This window comes from Actinacidiphila cocklensis, from assembly GCF_907177275.1.
GTDB lineage: Bacteria > Actinomycetota > Actinomycetes > Streptomycetales > Streptomycetaceae > Actinacidiphila > Actinacidiphila cocklensis.
In genome coordinates, this window is record NZ_CAJSLV010000070.1 from 102,859 (window position 1) to 123,812 (window position 20,954).

Genomic DNA, 20,954 nt, shown 5'->3' on the forward strand with positions numbered 1-20,954 from the left:
GGCCATGGACTTCGGCCTCGTGCTGCAGACCGACCCGCCCGCGTCCGACGTCGTCGAGTTGATGCGGCGCGCGGAACGCAACGGCTTCACCCACGGCTGGACCTTCGACTCCGCCGTGCTGTGGCAGGAGCCCTTCGTCATCCACAGCCGCATCCTGGACCGCACCGAGCGGCTCACGGTGGGCACCATGGTCACCAACCCGGGCACCCGCACCTGGGAGGTGACCGCCTCCACCTTCGCCACCCTCAACTCGATGTACGGCAACCGCACGGTGTGCGGCATCGGCCGCGGCGACTCGGCGATGCGGGTCGCGGGCCGGCCGCCCAACACCCTGGCCAGGCTCGGCGAGGCGATCACCGCCATCCGCGACCTCGCCGAGGGCCGCGAGGCGGTCGTCGACGGCACCGCACTGCGGCTGCCGTGGGTCGAGGACGGCCGGCTGCCGGTGTGGATGGCCGCGTACGGCCCCAAGGCGCTGGCCATGGCGGGGGAGCAGGCCGACGGCTTCATCCTGCAGCTCGCCGACGTCTATCTCACCGAGTGGATGGTCAAGACGGTCCGCGCCGCGGCGGAGCGCGCCGGCCGTGACCCGGCGGCCGTCACCGTCTGCGTCGCCGCCCCCGCCTACGTCACCGCCGACGACTCGCCCGAGGCGCTGGCGCACGCCCGCGAGCAGTGCCGCTGGTTCGGCGGCATGGTCGGCAACCACGTCGCCGACCTGGTCGGCCGCTACGGCGAGCACTCGGGCCTGGTCCCCGAGGAGCTGACCGCGTACATCAAGCAGCGGCAGGGCTACGACTACGCGCACCACGGCCGCAGCGGCAACCCCGACACCGCCTTCGTGCCCGACGAGATCGTCGACCGCTTCTGCCTGATCGGCCCGCCGCAGGCCCATGTCGCCAAGCTCACCGCGCTGCGCGACCTGGGCGTCGACCATTTCGCCGTCTACGACATGCACGACGCCAAGGAGGCGACCATCGACGCCTACGGCGAGCAGGTCATCCCCGCGATGTCATGAGGGCACCGGCCTTGCGGGGTGCGGAACCACGGTGCCCCGGCGTCTGGTTGGATGGCGCCATGGGCAACGGAGTCGGTGTGCAGCAGAGCCCGGCCGGCCGGACGGCGGCCCGGCCGTGAGGCGGGCCGTGGTCGCCGACGCGGTGGTCGTCGGAGCGGGGCCCAACGGGCTTACCGCGGCGGTCGAACTGGCCCGCGCGGGACTGAGCGTGCAGGTCTACGAGGCCGCGGACACCGTGGGCGGCGGGGCGCGCACCGAGGAGCTGACGCTGCCGGGCTTCCGGCACGACCCGTGCTCCGCCGTGCACCCCTTCGGTATCGGCTCACCCGCCTTCCAGGCGCTGCCGCTGGGCCGGCACGGCCTGGAGTGGCTGCAGCCCCAGGTGCCGATGGCGCACCCCTTCCCCGACGGCACCGCGGCGGTCCTCGGCCGTACCGTCGGCGAGACCGCCGCCTCCCTCGGGCCGCGCGACGCGGTCACGTACCGCAAGCTGATGGCGCCCTACGTCGGCCACTGGGATTCCATCGCGGCGGACTTCTTCCGCCCGCAGTGGGCCGGCATACCCCGCGACCCGTACCGCTTCCTGCGCTTCGGGCTCACCGGCACCCCGCCGGCCGCACTGCTGGCGCTGCGCTTCCGCGGTGCGAAGGCCAGGGGGATGCTGGCGGGGCTCGCCGGGCACGCGATCTCCCGGCTGAGCCAGCCCTTCACCGGGGCGATGGCGATGATGTTCGCGCTCGCCGCCCACGAGCGGGGCTGGCCGGTGGCCCGCGGCGGCTCCCAGGCGATCTCCGACGCGCTGGCCGGCCACCTGGCCGAGCTGGGCGGCGAGATCCGCACCGGCGTCACCGTGCGCAAGCTGGACGAGCTGCCGCCGGCCCGCGCCTACGTCTTCGACACCTCGCCGACCGCGCTGGCCAGGATCGCCGCGCTCGGCGACGCCTACCGCGGCTACCGCTACGGTCCGTCGGTCTTCAAGATCGACTACGCCCTCGACGGCCCCGTCCCGTGGACGGCCGAGGCGGCGCGGCGGGCGGGCACGATCCACGTCGGGCCGACCTACACCGAGATCGGCGACGCCCTGAACAGGGCGGTCACCGGGCGTCCGCCGCACACCCCGTTCCTGATCACCTCGCAGCCCACCGTGGTGGACCCCTCGCGGGCGCCGGAGGGCAAGCACGTCTTCTGGGCCTACGGGCACGTCCCGCACGACTGGCACGGCGACGCCACCGACGCCGTCGAGCGGCAGATCGAGCGCTTCGCGCCGGGCTTCCGCGACCTGGTGCTGGCCCGCGCCGTCACCGGCCCCGCGGGACTCGCCGCGCGCAACGCCAACTACGTGGGCGGCGACGTGGCCTGCGGCGCCTTCGCGGGCCTGCAGGCGGTGCTGCGCCCGCGGCTCGCCGCGGTGCCCTACGCGACCCGGCGGCCCGGGGTCTTCCTGTGCTCGTCGGCGACCCCGCCGGGTCCCGGTGTGCACGGTATGAGCGGCCACAACGCGGCCCTGGCCGTCCTGCGGCACCTGCGGCGCTCGGCCCGGCGCTGACGCCCCTGGCGGGGGGCGGCGCCGGACCGGGCTGCCGCCGGGGATCAGGCTCCGTACGGCGGCTGGCCGGCCGGCGGCACGAAGGCCTGCGGGGCGGCGAAGCGGACCTCGGACAGCGCCCTCTTGACGATGACCTTGTTGAAGTAGCCGGCGCCGACGAAGATGCACAGCACGACGTACCAGAACTTCTCGGCGCCGGTCATCTCGACCAGGCCGTACTCGCTGAGCGCCTTCTTCACCGGGACCTTGGACAGGTAGTAGGCGCCGAAGTAGATGCAGCCGAGTACGTACCAGAACTTCTCCCACGAGGTGTTCTGGCCGTTGCCGAGCGTCTGGGGCTGGGACATGGGATGCGCCTTTCGATGGTGGAGCGCGAGCGATGGGGACGGACAGCCCGGCAAACACGACATGCGGCCGTCAGGGGCCGCAAGGTGTGGGTGGGGGGGCATGCCGAAGAAGCGGCTCAGGCCGCAAGGCACCCGTAGCTGCGGGCAGTTCGGGCGCCGAACCGGAAGCATAGGGGTAAAGGTTGCTCTGTGTCGCCGCTTTCCGGCTCATTCGCGGATCTTCAAGCGACGGTCACCCGCGCCGGGTGCCGGTTGTCACCGCGGTGTACGGAAACTAGGCTTACCCGCCGGTAAGTTTACTCTGGAGTAAGGACGGTGGCCGATGGCCGCACAGGACGACCTCGACCTGGAGACGCTGGACTTCGGCTCGGTCGGGCCCGCCGAATTCGCCCGGATCGTCAAGGGCATGCCCACCGGGAAGATCGCCGAGCTGATGAGCGGGCCGCAGCGCAGGCGGGTGCTCGACGAGGTCTTCGGCCGGATGCACACCCTCTTCAAGCCCGACGCGGCCGCCGGCAAGGACGCGCTGATCCGCTGGCGGATCACCGGAGTCGCCGGCGCCGACGACGTCTACGAGACGCACATCGGCGGCGGCACCTGCACGGTGACCCCTCGGCGCACCGACCGCGAGCCGCAGTTGCGCCTCACCATGGCCGCGCCGGAATTCCTCCGCCTGGTGTCGGGCAACGCCTCGGGCCCCACGCTCTTCTTCACCCGCAAGCTCAAGCTCAAGGGCGACATCCGGCTGGCCGGCGGCCTCACCTACTTCTTCGACATCCCCAAGCCCTGAGCCCCCGTCACACCTCAGCTGCCGGGCGGCCGTTGACCAGCTCGGCCGGACCGGTGCCCCCGGTGAGCGCCGCCAGGGCGGCGCGGATGCGGCCCGCCTGGCCCGGCGAGAAGTAGCGGTCCGTCTCGGCCGGCTCGATCAGCCGCCAGGAGTCCAGCTCCTCCTCCTGCAGCCGGACCGCGGCCAGCTGCCGGTCCGACAGCACTCCGCCGTCGTAGAGGTAGCTCACCGACGGCGGCCGCTCGGGACCCGAGGACCAGTCGATCATCAGCAGCGCGCCGGGCACCAGGTCGAGGCCGATCTCCTCCGCGGTCTCCCGGCGCGCGCCCTCCCGCGGCGTCTCGTCGCGGTCCGACTCGATGGTGCCGCCCGGCAGTGTCCACGTCCCGTCGTCGCGGTAGTTCGGCTCCACGATCAGGATCCGCCCGTCCGCCGAGCGGCAGAGCATGCTCGCCCCCGCGAGGATCTTCGGGAGGCCGGCGATGTAGCGCGCGTAGTCGGTCGTCATACCGCCAATTTACGGTGGCGAGCCCGCCGACGGGCCGTGTTCGGGTGACCACGGAGAGCGCCGTCCGTGGCACGGCGGTCCTGCCGGGATAAGGTCCGAACGGCGCGATGTTCCGTATCGGATGGAGAAGACGAAAGTGTCCCAGACCGCAGGGAGTTCGACGGGGCGCGTACTGATCGCCGCCGACAAGTTCAAGGGTTCGCTGACCGCGGTGCAGGTGGCCGAGCACGTCACGGCCGGACTGCGGGCAGTCGTGCCCGGTCTCGACGTGGCCGCGCTGCCGGTCGCCGACGGCGGCGACGGCACGGTCGAGGCGGCGGTCGCCGCCGGTTTCGAGCGGCGGACGGTGCGGGTCACCGGGCCGCTCGGCGAGCCCGTCGAGGCGGCGTACGCGCTGCGCGAGGGCACCGCGGTGGTGGAGATGGCCGAGGCCTCGGGGCTGCGGCACCTGCCGCCCGGGGTCTTCGCACCGCTGACGGCCACCACGTACGGCACCGGCGAGCTGCTGCTGGCCGCACTCGACGCCGGGGCGCGCACGATCGTGCTCGGCGTGGGCGGCAGCGCCACCAACGACGGCGGTGCGGGCATGCTCGCCGCGCTGGGCGCGCGGCTGCTGGACGCGGCGGGGGCGCCGGTGGCGCCCGGCGGCGGCCCGCTGGCCGGCCTGGCCACGGCGGAACTCGGCGGCCTCGACCCGCGGCTGGCGGCCACCGAGGTGGTGCTGGCCAGCGACGTCGACAACCCGCTGCTCGGGCCGAAGGGCGCGGCGGCGGTCTACGGCCCGCAGAAGGGCGCCTCCCCCGACGACGTCGCCGCCCTGGACGCCGCGCTCGCCCACTACGCCGAGGTGCTCGGCGCCACCACGGAGGCCGAGGCGCCCGGCGCGGGTGCTGCGGGCGGCATCGGCTTCGGGGCGCTGGTCGGCCTGCGGGCGGCCTTCCGGCCCGGTATCGAGGTGCTGCTCGACGTGCTGGGCTTCGAGGCGGCCCTGGAGGGGACCACCCTCGTCATCACCGGCGAGGGCTCGCTCGACGAGCAGACGCTGCACGGCAAGGCGCCGGTCGGGGTCGCCGCGGCCGCCCGCGCCCGGAACATCGACGTCGTGGCCGTCTGCGGCCGCCTGTCCCTGCCCCCGGCCGCCCTCGGCAAGGCCGGCATCCGCCGCGCTTACGCTCTCGCGGACCTCGAACCCGACGTGACCCGCTCCATGTCCGAGGCGGGCCCCCTCCTCGAACAGCTGGCCGCCCGCCTGGCCACGGACTTCCTGTTGTAGCCCTCCCGCAGGGGGGTGCGCTTCCGCGGGTCGCGGTGGGCTCGGCGGTGCCCCTTCCGCAGGCCGGTGCGCCTCTGCCGGCCGCGGTGGCTGAGGGGCGCCCGTCCTGCACGGGCGTGCGCCTCTGCCGGCCGCGGTGGCTGGGGGGCGCCCCTCGCGCAGGAGGGCAACCCCCCGGGGCGCGGGGGAACTGCGCGCCCAGCCACGACGCACCGCCACCGCATCCAGGCGGCGCAGGGGATACTCGCTTCGCTCGGGACCACCGGCCGGCGGTGGGCTGAGCGCGCGGTTCCCCCGCGCCCCGGGGAGGCGCACCCCCTTACGCAGAGGCACCCCCCTGAGGCCCGCCGCCAAGGCAAAGGCACCCCCCTGCCGCGGGGAGCGGCGGAGGGGTGCCCGGGGGACGCGGGGAGAGGTCCTAGCGGATGACCTCGGCGCGCGCCTCGCGCCGATTGGCGCGCATCGTGTTGACGCGACGCGTCGTCGCAAAGCAGGGAATCACCGCAGCGGCCAGGCACTGGAGCGCCGCGCCGGTCTGGAGCAGCTGGTGCCCGCCGGGGACGTCCAGGGTCCAGGCGGTGAGGCAGCCCATGCTGACCAGGATCCACGCCAGTGTGACCACGGCCAGCCGCCCGCGCGGCTTGGGGTACTCGACCCGGCTCACCATCAGCCAGGCCACCCCCACGATCGCCGCGATGGTCGGGACGAAGGGCAGCTCCAGCAGCACCACGGAGACCACCGTCATCGCGCCGAAGGGGCTCGGCATGCCCTGGAAGACCCCGTCCCGCAGCGTCGTGCAGGAGAAGCGGGCGAGCCGCAGCACCACGGCCAGCACGACCAGCACCGCGGCGACCGCGGACACCTTCCCGTGCGCGTCGTCGGCGACCAGTCCCCACACGACCACGAAGTACGCCGGGGCGAGCCCGAAGCTGATCAGGTCGGAGAGGTTGTCCAGCTCGGCCCCCATGGCAGAGCTGCGCAGCTTGCGCGCCACCAGCCCGTCGAAGAGGTCGAAGACCGACGCGAGCAGCATCAGCGTGACCGCCGTGGCGGCGCTGTGCTTGGACATGCCGCCGTCGCTCGTGCCCATCAGGTGCGGGACCAGCACCCCGGTGGTGGTGAAGTACACGGCCATGAAGCCGCAGATCGCATTGCCCAGGGTGAGCGCGTCGGCGATGGACAGCCGGGTCGACAGGGGGAGGTCGTCGACCTCGTCCTGCAGTTCGGACACCCAGGTGGACTGCGCCGTATCCGAATCAGTCACGGTCAAGGCGTGTCACCCCAGCCGTGGTGGTCTGCCCGACCTCGACACCCGCTTCGATCCCGGCCGGCAGGTACACGTCGACCCGGGAGCCGAAGCGGATCAGCCCGATCCGGTCGCCCTGCTCGACCTTGCAGCCGCGCGGCACGTACGGCACGATCCGCCGCGCGACCGCGCCGGCGATCTGCACCATCTCGATGTCGCCCGCGTCGGTGTCGAAGTGCCAGACCACCCGCTCGTTGTTCTCGCTCTCCTTGTTGAACGCCGGCACGTACCCGCCGGGGATGTGCTCGACGGACGTGACCGTGCCGGTGAGCGGAGCCCGGTTGACGTGCACGTTCAGTGGGCTCATGAAGATCGCGACGCGGGTGCGCCCGTCCTTCCACGGCATGACGCTCTGGACCACGCCGTCGGCCGGGCTGATCACCCGGCCGTCGGCGATCTCCCGCTCGGGATCGCGGAAGAACCACAGCATTCCGGCTGCGAGCGCGGTGGCGGGGACGGCCACGGTAGCCCAGCGGCCGGAGTGCCGCGCCTTGGCAAGGGAGACCGCCGCGGTGGCCACGGTCGGCAGGAGCCACGGAGATGCGCCACGTGCGAGGCGGACCCGGCCGCGTGGAGCAGGGGAATGGCTGTGGGGCATGGAAGACCTTCGTAGCGGAGGATGCCGCGAATTACTTCAGGGGACGGCGGCTTTCGTCGATGGTATCGGCTGACACCGGCAACTGGGCAAGCGCAAGGGCGAGTCGGTGGCTGGTTCCCGTGGCCTCGACCATGACGCAGTGTGACCTTTCCCTCGGATAAATCATCCCAAATACGGACATTCAGCCCTGGATCCGGTACTCCTCCAGAAGTCTCCTGCCGATGATCATTTTCTGGATCTCTGCGGTTCCCTCGCCGATCAGCAGCATCGGCGCCTCCCGGTAGAGCCGCTCGATCTCGTACTCCTTGGAGAAGCCGTAGCCGCCGTGGATGCGGAACGCGTCCTCCACGACCTCCTTGCAGAACTCCGACGCCAGATATTTCGCCATTCCGGCTTCCAGATCGTTCCGCTCGCCCGAGTCCTTCTTGCGTGCGGCATTCACCATCATCTGGTGCGCCGCCTCCACCTTGGTGGCCATTTCGGCGAGCTTGAACTGGATCGCCTGGTGCTCGGCGATGGCCTTGCCGAAGGTGTGCCGCTGCTGCGCGTAGGAGATGCCCAGCTCGAAGGCACGCCTGGCCACGCCGCAGCCGCGGGCCGCCACGTTGACCCGGCCCACCTCGACGCCGTCCATCATCTGGTAGAAGCCCCGCCCGCTCGCCCCGCCCAGCACGCGGTCGGCCGGCACCCGCACGTCCTCCAGGAGCAGCTCGGTGGTGTCGACGCCCTTGTAGCCCATCTTGTCGATCTTGCCGGGCACCGTCAGGCCCTTGACCGTGGGATTGGGGCCGAAGCCCGGCTCCTTCTCGATCAGGAAGGTCGTCATCGACCGGTGCGCGGGCGCGTCCTGCGGCTGCCCCTCGTCGGTCCTGCACAGCACCGCCACCAGGTTCGACGAGCCGCCGTTGGTCAGCCACATCTTCTGGCCGTTGAGGACGTAGTCGTCCCCGTCGCGGACGCCCTTGGTGCGGATCGCCGAGACGTCCGACCCCAGCCCGGGCTCCGACATCGAGAACGCGCCACGCACCTCGCCCGCCGCCATGCGCGGCAGGAAGTACTCCTTCTGCTCCTGCGTGCCGTGCTGCTTGATCATGTAGGCGACGATGAAATGCGTGTTGATGATGCCCGACACGCTCATCCAGCCGCGGGCGATCTCCTCCACGGTCAGCGCGTAGGTCAGCAGCGATTCCCCGAGGCCGCCGTACTCCTCGGGGATCGTCAGGCCGAAGATGCCGAGATCCTTCAGGCCCTCGACGATGTCCGTGGGGTATTCGTCGCGGTGTTCGAGCTCGGTTGCGACCGGCAGGATCTCCTTGTCCACGAAGCTGCGCACCGTGGACAGGATCTCCTGCTGGACGTCGGTCAGCCCGTCGGTCTGCGCGAGTCGGTCGGCCATCTGTCAGTTCCCCTCCGGCTGCGGGCGGCCGGGCTGCTCCCCGCCGCGCTGCTCGACGTACGTTGCGGTCGGCACCATCACCTTGCGGCGGAAGACGCAGACCAGGGTGCCGTCCTGGTTGTGGCCGCGGGTCTCGACCTGGACGATGCCGCGGTCGCTCTTGGACTTCGACGGCCACTTGTCCAGCACCGTCGTCTCGCCGTAGACCGTGTCGCCGTGGAAGGTCGGCGCCACGTGCCGCAGCGACTCGACCTCCAGGTTCGCGATGGCCTTGCCCGACACGTCGGGCACCGACATGCCGAGCAGCAGCGAGTAGACGTAGTTCCCGACCACCACATTGCGGCCGAAGTCCGTCGCCTTGCCGGCGTAGTTGGCATCCATGTGCAGCGGGTGGTGATTCATGGTGAGGAGGCAGAAGAGGTGGTCGTCGTATTCCGTGACCGTCTTTCCCGGCCAGTGCTTGTATACGGCACCGACCTCGAACTCCTCATATGTGCGGCCGAACTGCACGGTCATACCTCCAGCTTGTTCGCGAGCCGGATCTCGTCCACGATCCGGCCGATGATCCCGGTGATACCGAAATCCTTGGGTGTGAACACCGCCGCCACACCGGCGGCCCGCAGAGCGGTCGCGTCCGCGGCCGGGATGATGCCCCCGACGACCACCGGGATGTCGTCCACGCCGGCCCTGCGCAGCCGCTCCATCACGTCGGGCACCAGCGCGGCGTGCGACCCGGACAGGATCGACAGGCCCACGCAGTGCACGTCCTCCGCCACCGCGGCGGAGACGATCTGCTCGGGGGTCAGCCTGATCCCCTGGTAGACCACCTCGAAGCCGGCGTCCCTGGCGCGTACCGCGATCTGCTCGGCGCCGTTGGAGTGCCCGTCCAGGCCCGGCTTGCCGACCAGCAGCCGCAGCCGCCCGCCGCCCAGCTCCTTCGCGGTGGCCGCGACCTTCCTGCGCACCTCCGCCAGCGGGCTGCCGTCCTCGGCGCTCACCGCGACCGGTGCGGCGCCGACGCCGGTCGGAGCGCGGAACTCGCCGAAGACGTCACGCAGCGCCCACGACCACTCACCGGTCGTCACGCCGGCCCGCGCGCAGTCCAGTGTCGCCGCCATCAGGTTCCGCGTGCCGGCCGCCGCCGACCGCAGGGCGGCCAGCGCGGCCTGCGCCCGCGGCTCGTCGCGGCTCAGCCGCCAGTCCTGCAGCGCGGCCACCACCCGGGCCTCGTTGGCCGGGTCGACCGTCATGATCGCGGTGTCCAGGTCGGCGGTCAGCGGGCTGGGCTCGGTGCTCTCGTGGATGTTGACGCCGACGATCTTCTCCTCGCCCGACTCGATCCGCGCCCGGCGGGCGGCGTGCGAGGCGACCAGCTCGGCCTTCAGGTAGCCCGACTCGACGGCCGCCATCGCGCCGCCCAGCTCCTCTATGTGCGTCATCTCCGCGGTGGCCTGCTCGACCAGCTCGGCGACCTTCGCCTCGACGACATGGCTGCCGTCGAAGATGTCGGCGTATTCGAGCAGGTCGCTCTCGTGCGCGAGCACCTGCTGTATGCGCAGGCTCCACTGCTGGTCCCAGGGCCGCGGCAGGCCCAGCGCCTCGTTCCACGCGGGCAGCTGGACCGCCCGCGCCCTGGCGTCCTTCGACAGCGTCACGGCCAGCATCTCCAGCACGATCCGCTGCACGTTGTTCTCCGGCTGCGCCTCGGTCAGGCCCAGCGAGTTGACCTGCACGCCGTAGCGAAAGCGCCGGTGCCGGGGGTCCTGGATGCCGTAGCGCTCCCGGGTGACGGTGTCCCAGATGCGGCCGAAGGCGCGCATCTTGCACATCTCCTCGATGAAGCGGACACCGGCGTTGACGAAGAAGGAGATCCGGCCGACCACCTCGCCCCTGCGCTCCTCGGGCACCTGCCCGGACGCGAAGACCGCGTCCAGCACGGCTGTCGCGGTGGACATCGCGTAGGCGATCTCCTGGACCGGCGTGGCCCCCGCCTCCTGCAGGTGGTAGCTGCAGATGTTGATCGGGTTCCACCGCGGCATGTGGTGGACGGTGTACGTGATCATGTCGGTGGTCAGCCGCAGCGACGGCACCGGCGGGAAGACGTGGGTACCGCGGGACAGGTACTCCTTGACGATGTCGTTCTGGGTGGTGCCCTGCAGCGTCGCGATGTCGGCGCCCTGCTCCTCGGCGACCACCTGGTAGAGCGCCAGCAGCCACATGGCGGTGGCGTTGATGGTCATCGAGGTGTTCATCCGCTCCAGCGGGATGTCCTCGAACAGCCGCCGCATGTCGCCGAGGTGCGCGATCGGCACGCCGACCCTGCCGACCTCGCCGCGGGCCAGCACGTGGTCGGCGTCGTAGCCGGTCTGCGTCGGCAGGTCGAAGGCCACGGACAGGCCGGTCTGGCCCTTGTCGAGGTTGCGCCGGTAGAGCGCGTTGGAGGCCTCGGCGGTGGAGTGGCCCGCGTAGGTCCGCATCAGCCACGGCCGGTCCCGCCCGGTCTGCTCGCGCCGTTCCATCACACGTCCCTGCTGTGCTGGTCGGTCCGCTCCGCTGGCGCGTCGCGGAACAGGTTGATCGCCGGCAGGTGCTGCTCGCGCAGCACGGGGTTCGTCACGCCCATGCCCTCCTCGGGGGCCAGGCACAGGACGCCGACCTTGCCGTGGTGGAGGTTGCGGTGGACGTCGTAGGCGGCCTGCCCGGTGTCCGCCAGGCTGTAGGTGCGCGACACGGTGGGGTGGATACGGCCCTTGGCGACCAGCCGGTTGGCCTCCCACGCCTCGCGGTAGTTGGCGAAGTGCGAGCCGACGATGCGCTTCAGGCTCATCCACAGGTAGCGGTTGTCGTACTCGTGGGTGTAGCCGCTGGTGGAGGCGCAGGTGACGATGGTGCCGCCCTTGCGGGTGACGTAGACCGAGGCGCCGAAGGTCTCGCGGCCGGGGTGCTCGAAGACGATGTCGACGTCCTCGCCGCCGGTCAGCTCCCGGATGCGGCCGCCGAAGCGCTTCCACTCCCGCGGGTCCTGGGTGTGCTCGTCACGCCAGAACCGGTAGCCCTCGGCGTTGCGGTCGATGACCGCCTCCGCGCCCATCCGGCGGCAGATCTCCGCCTTCTCCGGGCTGGAGACCACGCAGATCGGCGTGGCACCGCCGGCCAGCGCGAATTGCGTGGCGTACGAGCCCAGACCGCCGCTCGCGCCCCAGATCAGCACGTTGTCGCCCTGCTTCATCCCCGCACCGTTGCGCGACACCAACTGCCGGTACGCGGTCGAATTCACCAGCCCGGGGGCGGCCGCCTCCTCCCAGGACAGATGCTCGGGCTTGGGCATCAGCTGGTTGGACTTGACCAGCGCGATCTCCGCCAGGCCGCCGAAGTTGGTCTCGAAGCCCCAGATCCGCTGCTCAGGGTCGAGCATCGTGTCGTTGTGCCCGTCGGCCGACTCCAGCTCCACGCTCAGGCAGTGCGCGACGACCCGGTCGCCGGGCCGCCACTTGTTCACCCCGGGGCCGGTGCGCAGCACGACGCCCGAGAGGTCGGAGCCGATGACGTGGTACGGCAGGTCGTGGCGCTTGCTCAGCGGCGACTGGCGGCCGTAGCGCTCCAGGAAGGCGAAGGTCGAGACCGGCTCGAAGATGGAGGTCCACACGGAGTTGTAGTTCACCGAGCTGGCCATCACGGCTATCAGGGCCTCGCCCGGGCCGAGTTCGGGGACCGGCACCTCGTCGAGGTGCAGCGAGGCGCGCGGGTCCTTGTCCCGGGTGGCGAGGCCGGCGAACATCTCCGCCTCGTCCTTGTGCACGGTGACAGCGCGGTACGACGCCGGCAGTTTCAGCGCCGCGAAGTCGGCGGCCGTACTGTCCGGTGCGAGGACGGCGTCCAGGATTTCCTTCATGTGACTCGCCTCCGGCGAAGCGTTTCCGCGTACGCGTCCGCGCTGCTGCTGGCTGGTGCTGTGGCTGCCTGCGGCGGAGCGTACGGGAACGCGGGGGTCGGGTGGGATGGAGGTGCCGTCGTCGGTCCGGCGAAGGGCTTGGCGGTGGAGCGAAGGAACCGCGCGGTGGCGCGGAGTGCCTGGTGACGCAGGCGTCCGGGCCTGGGGGACAGCCGGCCTGCGAGGGTCACCGCACGCCGTCCGCCCGGACTGGGGATACCGTATGGCACCGCGTGCCAGTCGTAAAGACACTGCGTGCCATTTTTTCTTCTCCTCAGTGTGCCCCCGGAGCCCGCAACGGGCAACAGCGGCCGCCCGGAAGGCCGGGCGGCCGCTGTTCAGAGGGTTTTCCGGGGCGCTCAGGCCTTGCGCAGCGCCTCTTCGATGCTGCGCAGGATCTGCGCGGGTGAGGCGTCCGTGCGGGCCACCGCGACCACCACCTCGCCGTGCCTGGACACCGTCGCAGGCGTCGTGGAAGCAGCCCTGGACGGTATCCGCCCGGCGCCGATGCCCGTGCCGAAGGTCGCCTTGATCACGTCGAAGGCGTGGTCGAGCTGCGCCTCCACGTCGCCCTTGCCGTCCGCCCGCAGCCAGCGGCGCAGCACATGGTTGTGCGCGGCGACCACCGCGGACGCGGCGACCTCGGCGAGCAGCGGGTCGTCGTCGCCGTAGCCCTGCGCGCCCTCGTCGAAGTGGCCCAGCAGATAGCGGGTGAAGAGCCGCTCGTAACGGGCCACGGAGGCGATCTCGCGCTCCCGCAGCGTCGGCACCTCGCGGGTCAGCCGGTAGCGCTCCACCGACACCTCGGGCACCTGCGCGTACATCCGCAGCACCTCGGTGATGCCGCGGCAGACGGTGTCCAGCGGGTGCTCGTGCGGGTCGGCGGAGTCAAGGACGGCCTGGACCCGGACCAGCGTGTCGTCGTGGTCGGGGAAGATCGCCTCTTCCTTGGACCGGAAGTGCCGGAAGAAGGTCCGCCGCGCCACACCCGCGGTCGCGGCGATCTCATCGACCGTGGTCGCCTCGTAGCCCTGCGTCGCGAACAGGTGCATCGCGGCCGACGCGAGGTCCTGCCGCACCCGGTGGCGCTGGGCGGCGGCGCGGCGGACGGTCGCGGTCTCGGGAACACCGGACTTCGCGGACTGGGACATGTGGGGAACGTAACACGGCGGACCGCCCCGCCCGGCGGCCGGGGGGAAAACACCCCAGCTCGCCGCGCGGGTGTCGCGTCCGGCAGGCCGGTCAGCGGCGGGCATACTCGCGGAATCCGCGGCCGGTCTTGCGGCCCAGGCAGCCCGCGGACACCAGGTGTTCCAGCAGCGGCGCGGGCGCAAGACCCGGGTCGCGGAACTCCTCGTGCAGCACCTGCTCGATCGCCAGCGACACGTCCAGGCCCACCACGTCGAGCAGTTCGAAGGGTCCCATCGGGTAGCCGCCGCCGAGCTTCATCGCCGCGTCGATCGCCTCGACGCTCGCGTAGTGGTCCTGCACCATCTTCACCGCGTTGTTCAGGTACGGGAAAAGCAGCGCGTTGACGATGAAGCCCGCCCGGTCGCCGCAGTCCACCGGGTGCTTGCGCAGCTGCCCGCACACCTGGTGGACGGTGGTCCGCACGTCGTCGGCGGTGAGCACCGTGTGCACCACCTCGACCAGCTTCATCGCGGGCGCCGGGTTGAAGAAGTGCATCCCGACGACGTCCTGCGGGCGCCCGGTGGCCCGGGCGATCGCGACCACCGGCAGCGACGAGGTCGTGGTGGCGAGCACCGCGCCAGGCCGGCACACCTTGTCCAGGACACGGAAGAGCTGCTGCTTGACGAAGAGGTCCTCGGCGACCGCCTCGACCACCAGGTCGGCGTCCCCCAGGGCGTCGTAGGAGGCCGCGGGCGTCACCAGGGCCACGGCCGCGTCGCGCTGCTCGGTGCTGAGCCGCCCCCGCTCCACCGAGCGGTCCAGCGACTTCGCCAGCCGCGCCACCGCCTGCTCGGCCTTCTCCGGGCTGCGCGCGGCCAATTGCACAGGGAAACCGGCCTTCGCGAAAACCTCGGCAATACCCGTCGCCATCGTTCCGGAGCCGGCGACCCCGACGCTGCGCACGGTACGGCCCTCGGCCTGTCCCCGCCCGTCCGCGGGGGTCTCCGCGTCCGGCACCACCACGGAACTCCCGGGCGCCTCGTAGCTGTAGAAGCCGCGGCCCGACTTGCGGCCGAGCAGACCGGCCGCGGTGAGCTGCCGCAGCACGGGCGCGGGGGCGTGCAGCCGGTCCCTGCTCGCCTCGTACATCGCGTCGAGGACGGTGGTCGCGGTGTCCACCCCGATCAGGTCGAGCAGCGCCAGCGGCCCCATCGGCAGGCCGCAGCCCAGCCGCATCGCCGCGTCGATGTCCTCCCTGGTCGCGTAGCGGGCCTCGTACATGGCGGCGGCCTGGTTCAGATACCCGAACAGCAGCCCGTCGGCGATGAAGCCCGGCCGGTCGCCGACCTGCACCGGCTCCTTGCCGAGGCTGCGCACCAGCGCCATGACCGCCGCGGTGTTCTCGGGCGAGGTCAGCACGGTGGACACCACCTCGACCAGCTTCATGGCCTGTGCGGGCGCGAAGAAGTGCAGACCGAGCACCCGGTCGGGGCGGCCGGTCTCGGCCGCGAGCCGGGTCACGGACAGGGCGTTGGTGCCGGTGGCCAGGATCGCGCCGGGCTTGACGATCCGGTCGAGCGCGGTGATGACGTCCCGCTTGGTGTCGTAGCGCTCGTCCACCACCTCGATCACCAGGTCGGCGGCCGCAGCGGCCTGGAGGTCGGGGAAGGTGCGGAAGCGGGCGAGCGCGTCGGCGCGCTCGGCGGCGGTGCAGCGGCCGCGCTCCACGGCACGGGCGGTGGAGCGCTCCAGCGCGGTGACCGCGCGGCGGGCCGCCGCCGGGTCGAGGTCGACGCCGACCACCTCGTGGCCGGCCCTGGCCATGATCTCGGCGATGCCGGTGCCCATGGTGCCCAGGCCGACCACGGCGATGACGGACGGGGGAGTGACGGCGGTTTCCTGGGACGGCGCCGCGGAAGGTGCGGCTGCCGGTGCTGAGGTCGGTGCTGCGGCTTCCGAGGCTGCGGAGGGACGGTCCATCGCGTGACTCCAGACGCTGAGGAGACCGGGCGCGGCAGTGCGCGCACGGTTGAGGTGGTGGTGGGGTGGAGTCGCGGGCCGTCGCAGAGGTGTGCGCGCCCGCGTCGAGTACCGGCCGGCCCTGTCCCGGGGCCGCGCCGCGATGATGCCGGACCGACGTGGTGGTGCGGGTGCACGGCGGCTGCGTCACCAGGCCGCCGTACACGGTGCTTTCGAGCGTAACTGGCGGGTAACTTGAGCGCCACCCCTGTGCGCATGTGATCTGCGCCGCCGACAGATGAGCGCGATGGGGTGGAGGAGGCTGCCGGCCGTACGCCCCCGTGGAGTACGGCCGGCAGCCTGGTCGTGGCGGCGGCGTGCGGTGCCGCGGTGGCGCTCAGAGCAGGGTCAGCTGGGTGTCGCCCGGCTCCGCGGGCGGCCGCGTCACCGGAAGGGTCGGCCGGCCCCGCTCCTGGCCCCGCTCCTGTCCGCGCTCCCGGTCCTGCGGCTCAGGCCGCGAAGGCTGCGCGGCGCGCGGGTCCTGCGGGGGCCGCTCCGGCTGCCGGAAGCCCGTCCTGCGGGCCGGACCGCACCCGAACTCCGCCGCGAACCCGTGCACTTGGCGGGTGATCCGGCGCTGGTACCAGGTCGGCGCATACGACCCGCCGGCATACAGCGCCTCGTAGCGCAGCACGAGGTGCGGGTGGTTGCGGGCCAGCCAGGCCATGTACCACTCCCGGGCGCCGGGGCGCAGGTGCAGCACCAGCGGGGTGATCGACCCGGCGCCGGCCGCCGCGATGGCGCGCACGGTCGCCCGCAGCTGCTCGGGCGAGTCGCTGAGGAAGGGCAGCACGGGCGCCATCAGCACCGAGGAGGGTATGCCGTTCTCGCTGAGGGTGCGGCAGACCGCGAGGCGCGTCTGGGGGGAAGGCGTGCCCGGTTCCACGCTGCGCCACAGCTCGCCGTCGAGGAAGCCGACGGACAGCGCGATGGACACTTCGGTGACGCGCGCGGCCTGCCGCACCAGTTCGAGGTCGCGCAGGATCAGCGAGCCCTTGGTGAGGATCGAGAAGGGATTGGCGCGGTCCCGCAGCGCCGCCAGGATGCCGGGCATGAGCTGGTAGCGGCCCTCGGCCCGCTGGTAGCAGTCGACGTTGGTGCCCATCGCTATGTGCTCGCCCTGCCATCGCGGCGCCGCCAGTTCCCGGCGCAGCAGCTCCGCGGCGTTCGTCTTCACCACGATCTGCGTGTCGAAGTCGTGCCCGGTGTCCAGGTCCAGGTAGCTGTGCGTCCTGCGCGCGAAGCAGTAGACGCAGGCGTGGCTGCATCCGCGGTAGGGGTTGACCGTCCACTCGAACGGCATCCGCGACGCGCCCGGCACCCGGTTCAGGATCGACCGGGCGCGCACCTCGTGGAAGGTGATGCCGCGGAATTCGGGTGTGTCGAAGCGGCGGGTGACCGCGTCGGTACCGAAGAGCGCGGCCGTGGCGTCGTCCCGCCCCAGCTGGTCCCAGCGCATCGCGCCCTCCTTGCGGTCGTCCGGTGTGCCGTCTCCGTCCACAATAGAACACAGATTCGAAAAGCGGGTGTGATTGGCTTGTGCGGCGCGTGAAGAACGTGCATGGACACGGACCGAGGAGATGTCATGGCGCTGGTCGAGGCCACCACGGAGCGGATCGTCGCGGCGGAGCCGGAGCGGGTGTACGACGCCCTCGCCGACTACGCGGGCACCCGCGGCCGGGTGCTCCCTGAGCAATTCAGCGAGTACGAGGTGCGCGAGGGCGGGACCGGCGCGGGCACCGTCGTGCACTGGCGGCTGCAGGCCACGAGCAAGCGCGTACGCGACTGCCTGCTCGACGTCACCGCGCCCGCCGAGCGGCAGTTGGTCGAGACCGACCGCAACTCCACGCTCGTCACCACCTGGACGGTGGCCCCGTCGGGCGCGGGCAGCAGCAAGGTGGTCGCCACCACCCGCTGGCAGGGCGCGACCGGCGTCGGCGGCTTCTTCGAGCGCACTTTCGCGCCCAAGGGCCTCGGCCGGATCTACGACGCGATCCTGGCCGGGCTCGCCACCGAGGTCGAGGGCGGTGCGCCGCAGGCGTAGCACCCGGCACGGTCACCCGGTCGGTTTCGTGATCTTTCACTGATAAGGGTGGTTTTGCCTACTTCCTGAGAATCGCCGCGCCGCTTCCTCGTTGTCGCCTACTGCGGGAGACGGTGGCGCAACAGGTGTGACGAGGGGAGTGAAGGGTGGCTGGCAGCACGCTGACCGACCGGACGGCGGCACTGACCGAGGGCGGGGGCGGGGGCGGAGGCGGCGACAGCGGCGGGGGTGCCGGCAGCGCACTGGCCGAGGGCGTCGCCCCGTCCCGGGCGCCCGAGGGCGGCGCACCCGCCGCGGAACCGGAACTGACGCCCCGCCGGCTCCGGCTGGTCTTCCTCGGCCTGATGCTGGCCCTGCTGCTGGCCGCCCTCGACCAGATGATCGTGGCCACCGCGCTGCCGAAGATCGTCGGCGAGCTGCACGGCCTCGACCGGATGTCCTGGGTCGTCACCGCGTATCTGCTGGCCTCCACCATCGGCCTGCCCGTCTACGGCAAGCTCGGCGACCTCTTCGGCCGCAAGGGCGTCTTCCAGTTCGCGATCCTGACCTTCGTGGTCGGCTCCGCTCTGGCCGCCTGGTCGCGCTCCATGAACGAGCTGATCGCCTTCCGCGCGATCCAGGGCATCGGCGGCGGCGGGCTGATGATCGGCGTCCAGGCGATCATCGCCGACATCGTCCCGCCCCGCGAACGCGGCCGCTACATGGGCCTGATCGGCGCCGCCTACGGCCTCGCCTCGGTCGCAGGACCGCTGCTCGGCGGCTTCTTCACCGACCACGCTTCCTGGCGCTGGTGCTTCGCCGTCAACATCCCCTTCGGCGTGCTCACCCTGGTCGTCATCACCCTGGTCCTGAAGCTGCCCAAACCGGCCGCCCGCCCCCGGCTCGACGTGCTCGGCGCCCTGCTGCTGGCCGCCGGCTCCACCTGCCTGGTGCTCATCACCACCTGGGGCGGCTCGAAGTACGACTGGCAGTCCCGGGAGATCCTCGGCCTGGGCGCCGGAGCGGTCGCCTGCGCCCTGCTCTTCGTCCTGGTCGAGCGCTTCGCCGTGGAACCGGTGATCCCGCTGCGGCTCTTCCGCGACGGGGTCTTCAACGTCACCGCCCTGATCGGCTGCGCCGTCGGCATCGCCCTGTTCGGCGCGGCCAGTTACCTGCCGACCTTCCTGCAGATGGTCGACGGCGCCAGCGCCACCGGCTCGGGGCTGCTGATGCTGCCGATGATGCTCGGCGTGGTGGCGGCGTCCATCGTCGGCGGCCAGCTGATCAGCCGCACCGGGCGGTACAAGATCTTCCCCGTCGTGGGCGGCGCGCTGTCCGCGACCGGCATGTGGCTGCTGTCCCTGCTGGACGCGCACACCTCGCAGCTCACCTACAGCGTCTACATGGCCGTGCTCGGCCTCGGTATCGGCATGGTGCTGCCCGTGCTGGTGCTCGCCGTGCAGAATTCGGTGCGCCCCGCCGACATCGGCGCCGCCACCAGCGCCAACAACTACTTCCGGCAGATCGGCGGCTCGGTCGGCGCGGCCGTCTTCGGCACCCTGTTCGCCGACCGGCTCGGCAAGAGGCTCTCCGTCGAACTGCCGCACGGCGCCCACCTGCCCGACCCGCAGTCGGTCACCCCGCAACTGGTCCGCACCCTGCCCGCGGCGGTGCGCGACGGATATGTGCAGGCGTACGCCGACGCCATGCCGCGGATCTTCCTCTACCTGGTGCCGGTGCTCGTCCTCGGCTTCCTCTTCGCCTTCCTGCTCAAGGAGAAACCCTTGGTCACCCAGCACGGCCCGGCCCCCGCCACGGCGGCCACGACCGCGTACGACGCCCACACGACCGACCGCATCGACGGCACCGCCGCCACCGACGCGCCGCTGCCGGGCGCCCGCCGGCTGTCCACCCCGCAGCACAGCGGCGTCGCCGTCTGCGGCACCGTCCAGCACTCCGACGGCAGCAGCGTCGGCCGGGCCGCGCTCACCCTCATCGACGTCTCGGGGCGGCAGATCGGCCGTGGCGCCACCGGGGAGGACGGCCGCTACGCACTGAGCACGCCGGGCGCCGGCAGCTACGTCCTGATCGCCGCGGCCGGCGGCCACCAGCCGCAGGCCGTCAGCGTGACCGTCGGCGACCACCCCGTCGACCTCGACGTGGTCCTCGGCGGCGCCGGGCGCCTGGCGGGGGCCGTACGCACCGCCGACGGCACTCCGGTACGGGACGCCATCGTGACGCTCACCGACGTGCGCGGCGACGTCGTGGCCACCTCGCGCAGCGGCCGCGAGGGCGCGTACGTCCTGGCGGAGCTGGTCGCCGGCGAGTACACCCTGGCCGCCAGCGCCCCCGCCTACCGCCCCGCCGCCCTGCCGGTCACCGTCCAGGCCTCCCGGGAGACCCGCCAGGACGTCGAACTGGCCGGCGGCGCGGTCCTGCGCGGCACCGTCCGCGCCCCGGGCGGCCGCCTGGTCGAGGACGCCAGGGTCACCCTGCTGGACGCCGCGGGCAACGTCGTCGACTCCGTCACCACCGCCACCGACGGCCACTTCCGCTTCGTCGACCTCGCGGCCGGTGAGTACACCGTCATCGCGGCGGGCTATCCGCCGGTGGCCACCGTCCTCCAGGTCGCCGGCGGCGGCCGCACCGAACGCGACCTCCAACTCGGCCACGCGGACTAGCCCGCCCGGCCTCCCCCGGCCTCCCCCGGCCGCCACGGTTCCGCGGCTCCCCTCGGGCCGGGGCGTGCCCACCAGGGCGCGGGCAAGTGCGCGACCAGCCACGATGCACTGTCGTGTGGCGACGGACCGCCACGGCCTCCAGGCGGCGCTGGGGGTGCCCCCATCTCGCTTCGCTCCGGACCACCGGCGGGTGGTGGGTTGTGCGCGCAGTTCCGCGCGCCCCTGGTGGTTGCCCCCTGCGCAAGGGCACCCCGGGGCCGCCGCGGCCCCGCGGAAGCGCACCCCCCTGCGCAAGGGCACCCCCGAGGCCACCGCGCCCCGCGGAAGCGCACCCCCCTGCGCGAGGGGAGCCGCACCAGCCACCGCGGCCGGCGGATGCGCACCGTC

Annotated in this window: 17 protein-coding genes; 6 read left to right on the forward strand and 11 right to left on the reverse strand. The window is 72.2% G+C overall.

Annotated features, from left to right (window positions below; genetic code table 11):
* Positions 1-4 precede the first annotated feature (4 nt).
* Together NFU81_RS25565 and NFU81_RS25570 are read left to right on the forward strand one after the other, a co-directional pair.
* Positions 5-1,018, forward strand: coding sequence for a TIGR03842 family LLM class F420-dependent oxidoreductase (locus tag NFU81_RS25565; RefSeq protein ID WP_251494109.1), 1,014 nt, complete (start codon positions 5-7; stop codon positions 1,016-1,018).
* Between the two features lie 115 nt (positions 1,019-1,133).
* Entirely contained in the window at positions 1,134-2,564 is a 1,431-nt protein-coding gene (locus NFU81_RS25570; protein ID WP_251494111.1) for a phytoene desaturase family protein, read from the forward strand.
* Between the two features lie 44 nt (positions 2,565-2,608).
* Here NFU81_RS25570 and NFU81_RS25575 read toward each other — a convergent pair whose 3' ends face one another.
* Positions 2,609-2,911 (reverse strand): hypothetical protein, encoded by a 303-nt coding sequence (locus NFU81_RS25575; RefSeq protein ID WP_251494114.1) that lies wholly within the window; start codon positions 2,909-2,911, stop codon positions 2,609-2,611.
* Between the two features lie 322 nt (positions 2,912-3,233).
* Between NFU81_RS25575 and NFU81_RS25580 the strand changes: the two genes are divergently transcribed.
* Positions 3,234-3,701, forward strand: a complete 468-nt coding sequence (locus NFU81_RS25580) for an SCP2 sterol-binding domain-containing protein (RefSeq protein ID WP_251494117.1) — start codon at positions 3,234-3,236, stop codon at positions 3,699-3,701.
* 7 nt (positions 3,702-3,708) lie between these two features.
* On the opposite strand, the gene NFU81_RS25585 is transcribed toward NFU81_RS25580, so the two are convergent.
* Complete coding sequence (locus NFU81_RS25585) at positions 3,709-4,209, reverse strand: NUDIX domain-containing protein (RefSeq protein ID WP_251494120.1); 501 nt, start codon at positions 4,207-4,209, stop codon at positions 3,709-3,711.
* 121 nt (positions 4,210-4,330) lie between these two features.
* On the opposite strand from NFU81_RS25585, the gene NFU81_RS25590 reads away from it, so the two are divergent.
* Complete coding sequence (locus NFU81_RS25590) at positions 4,331-5,482, forward strand: glycerate kinase (RefSeq protein WP_422665289.1); 1,152 nt, start codon at positions 4,331-4,333, stop codon at positions 5,480-5,482.
* Positions 5,483-5,900: 418 nt separating this feature from the next.
* On the opposite strand, the gene pssA is transcribed toward NFU81_RS25590, so the two are convergent.
* The 9 genes from pssA to NFU81_RS25635 all read right to left on the reverse strand — a co-directional run bounded on the left by pssA (position 5,901) and on the right by NFU81_RS25635 (position 17,322).
* Positions 5,901-6,752 (reverse strand): CDP-diacylglycerol--serine O-phosphatidyltransferase, encoded by an 852-nt coding sequence (gene pssA, locus NFU81_RS25595; RefSeq protein ID WP_251494126.1) that lies wholly within the window; start codon positions 6,750-6,752, stop codon positions 5,901-5,903.
* Positions 6,739-7,386 (reverse strand): phosphatidylserine decarboxylase, encoded by a 648-nt coding sequence (locus NFU81_RS25600; RefSeq protein WP_033175813.1) that lies wholly within the window; start codon positions 7,384-7,386, stop codon positions 6,739-6,741. Before NFU81_RS25600 ends, pssA begins: the two co-directional genes overlap by 14 nt.
* A 181-nt stretch (positions 7,387-7,567) precedes the next feature.
* A complete protein-coding gene (locus NFU81_RS25605; RefSeq protein WP_251494128.1) occupies positions 7,568-8,782 on the reverse strand; it encodes an acyl-CoA dehydrogenase family protein in 1,215 nt (404 codons plus the stop codon).
* A gap of 3 nt (positions 8,783-8,785) precedes the next feature.
* A complete protein-coding gene (locus NFU81_RS25610; protein ID WP_251494563.1) occupies positions 8,786-9,292 on the reverse strand; it encodes a MaoC family dehydratase in 507 nt (168 codons plus the stop codon).
* A gap of 2 nt (positions 9,293-9,294) precedes the next feature.
* Positions 9,295-11,301 (reverse strand): protein meaA, encoded by a 2,007-nt coding sequence (locus NFU81_RS25615; protein ID WP_251494130.1) that lies wholly within the window; start codon positions 11,299-11,301, stop codon positions 9,295-9,297.
* Complete coding sequence (ccrA, locus tag NFU81_RS25620; protein WP_251494133.1) at positions 11,301-12,674, reverse strand: crotonyl-CoA carboxylase/reductase; 1,374 nt, start codon at positions 12,672-12,674, stop codon at positions 11,301-11,303. Before ccrA ends, NFU81_RS25615 begins: the two co-directional genes overlap by 1 nt.
* 398 nt (positions 12,675-13,072) lie before the next feature.
* The gene (locus NFU81_RS25625) at positions 13,073-13,864 is read right to left on the reverse strand and encodes a TetR family transcriptional regulator (RefSeq protein WP_251494135.1); all 792 of its coding nucleotides are present in this window, start codon (positions 13,862-13,864) and stop codon (positions 13,073-13,075) included.
* Between the two features lie 91 nt (positions 13,865-13,955).
* Complete coding sequence (locus NFU81_RS25630) at positions 13,956-15,824, reverse strand: 3-hydroxyacyl-CoA dehydrogenase family protein (protein WP_274038078.1); 1,869 nt, start codon at positions 15,822-15,824, stop codon at positions 13,956-13,958.
* Between the two features lie 376 nt (positions 15,825-16,200).
* Positions 16,201-17,322 (reverse strand): Rv2578c family radical SAM protein, encoded by a 1,122-nt coding sequence (locus NFU81_RS25635; protein ID WP_251494137.1) that lies wholly within the window; start codon positions 17,320-17,322, stop codon positions 16,201-16,203.
* A 126-nt stretch (positions 17,323-17,448) separates the two neighbouring features.
* Here NFU81_RS25635 and NFU81_RS25640 point away from each other — a divergent pair, with 126 nt between their 5' ends.
* Together NFU81_RS25640 and NFU81_RS25645 are read left to right on the forward strand one after the other, a co-directional pair.
* On the forward strand, positions 17,449-17,907 hold the full coding sequence (locus NFU81_RS25640) for an SRPBCC family protein (protein ID WP_251494138.1): 459 nt from the start codon (positions 17,449-17,451) through the stop codon (positions 17,905-17,907).
* 182 nt (positions 17,908-18,089) lie between these two features.
* On the forward strand, positions 18,090-20,567 hold the full coding sequence (locus NFU81_RS25645; protein WP_422665291.1) for an MFS transporter: 2,478 nt from the start codon (positions 18,090-18,092) through the stop codon (positions 20,565-20,567).
* Positions 20,568-20,954: the final 387 nt, after the last annotated feature.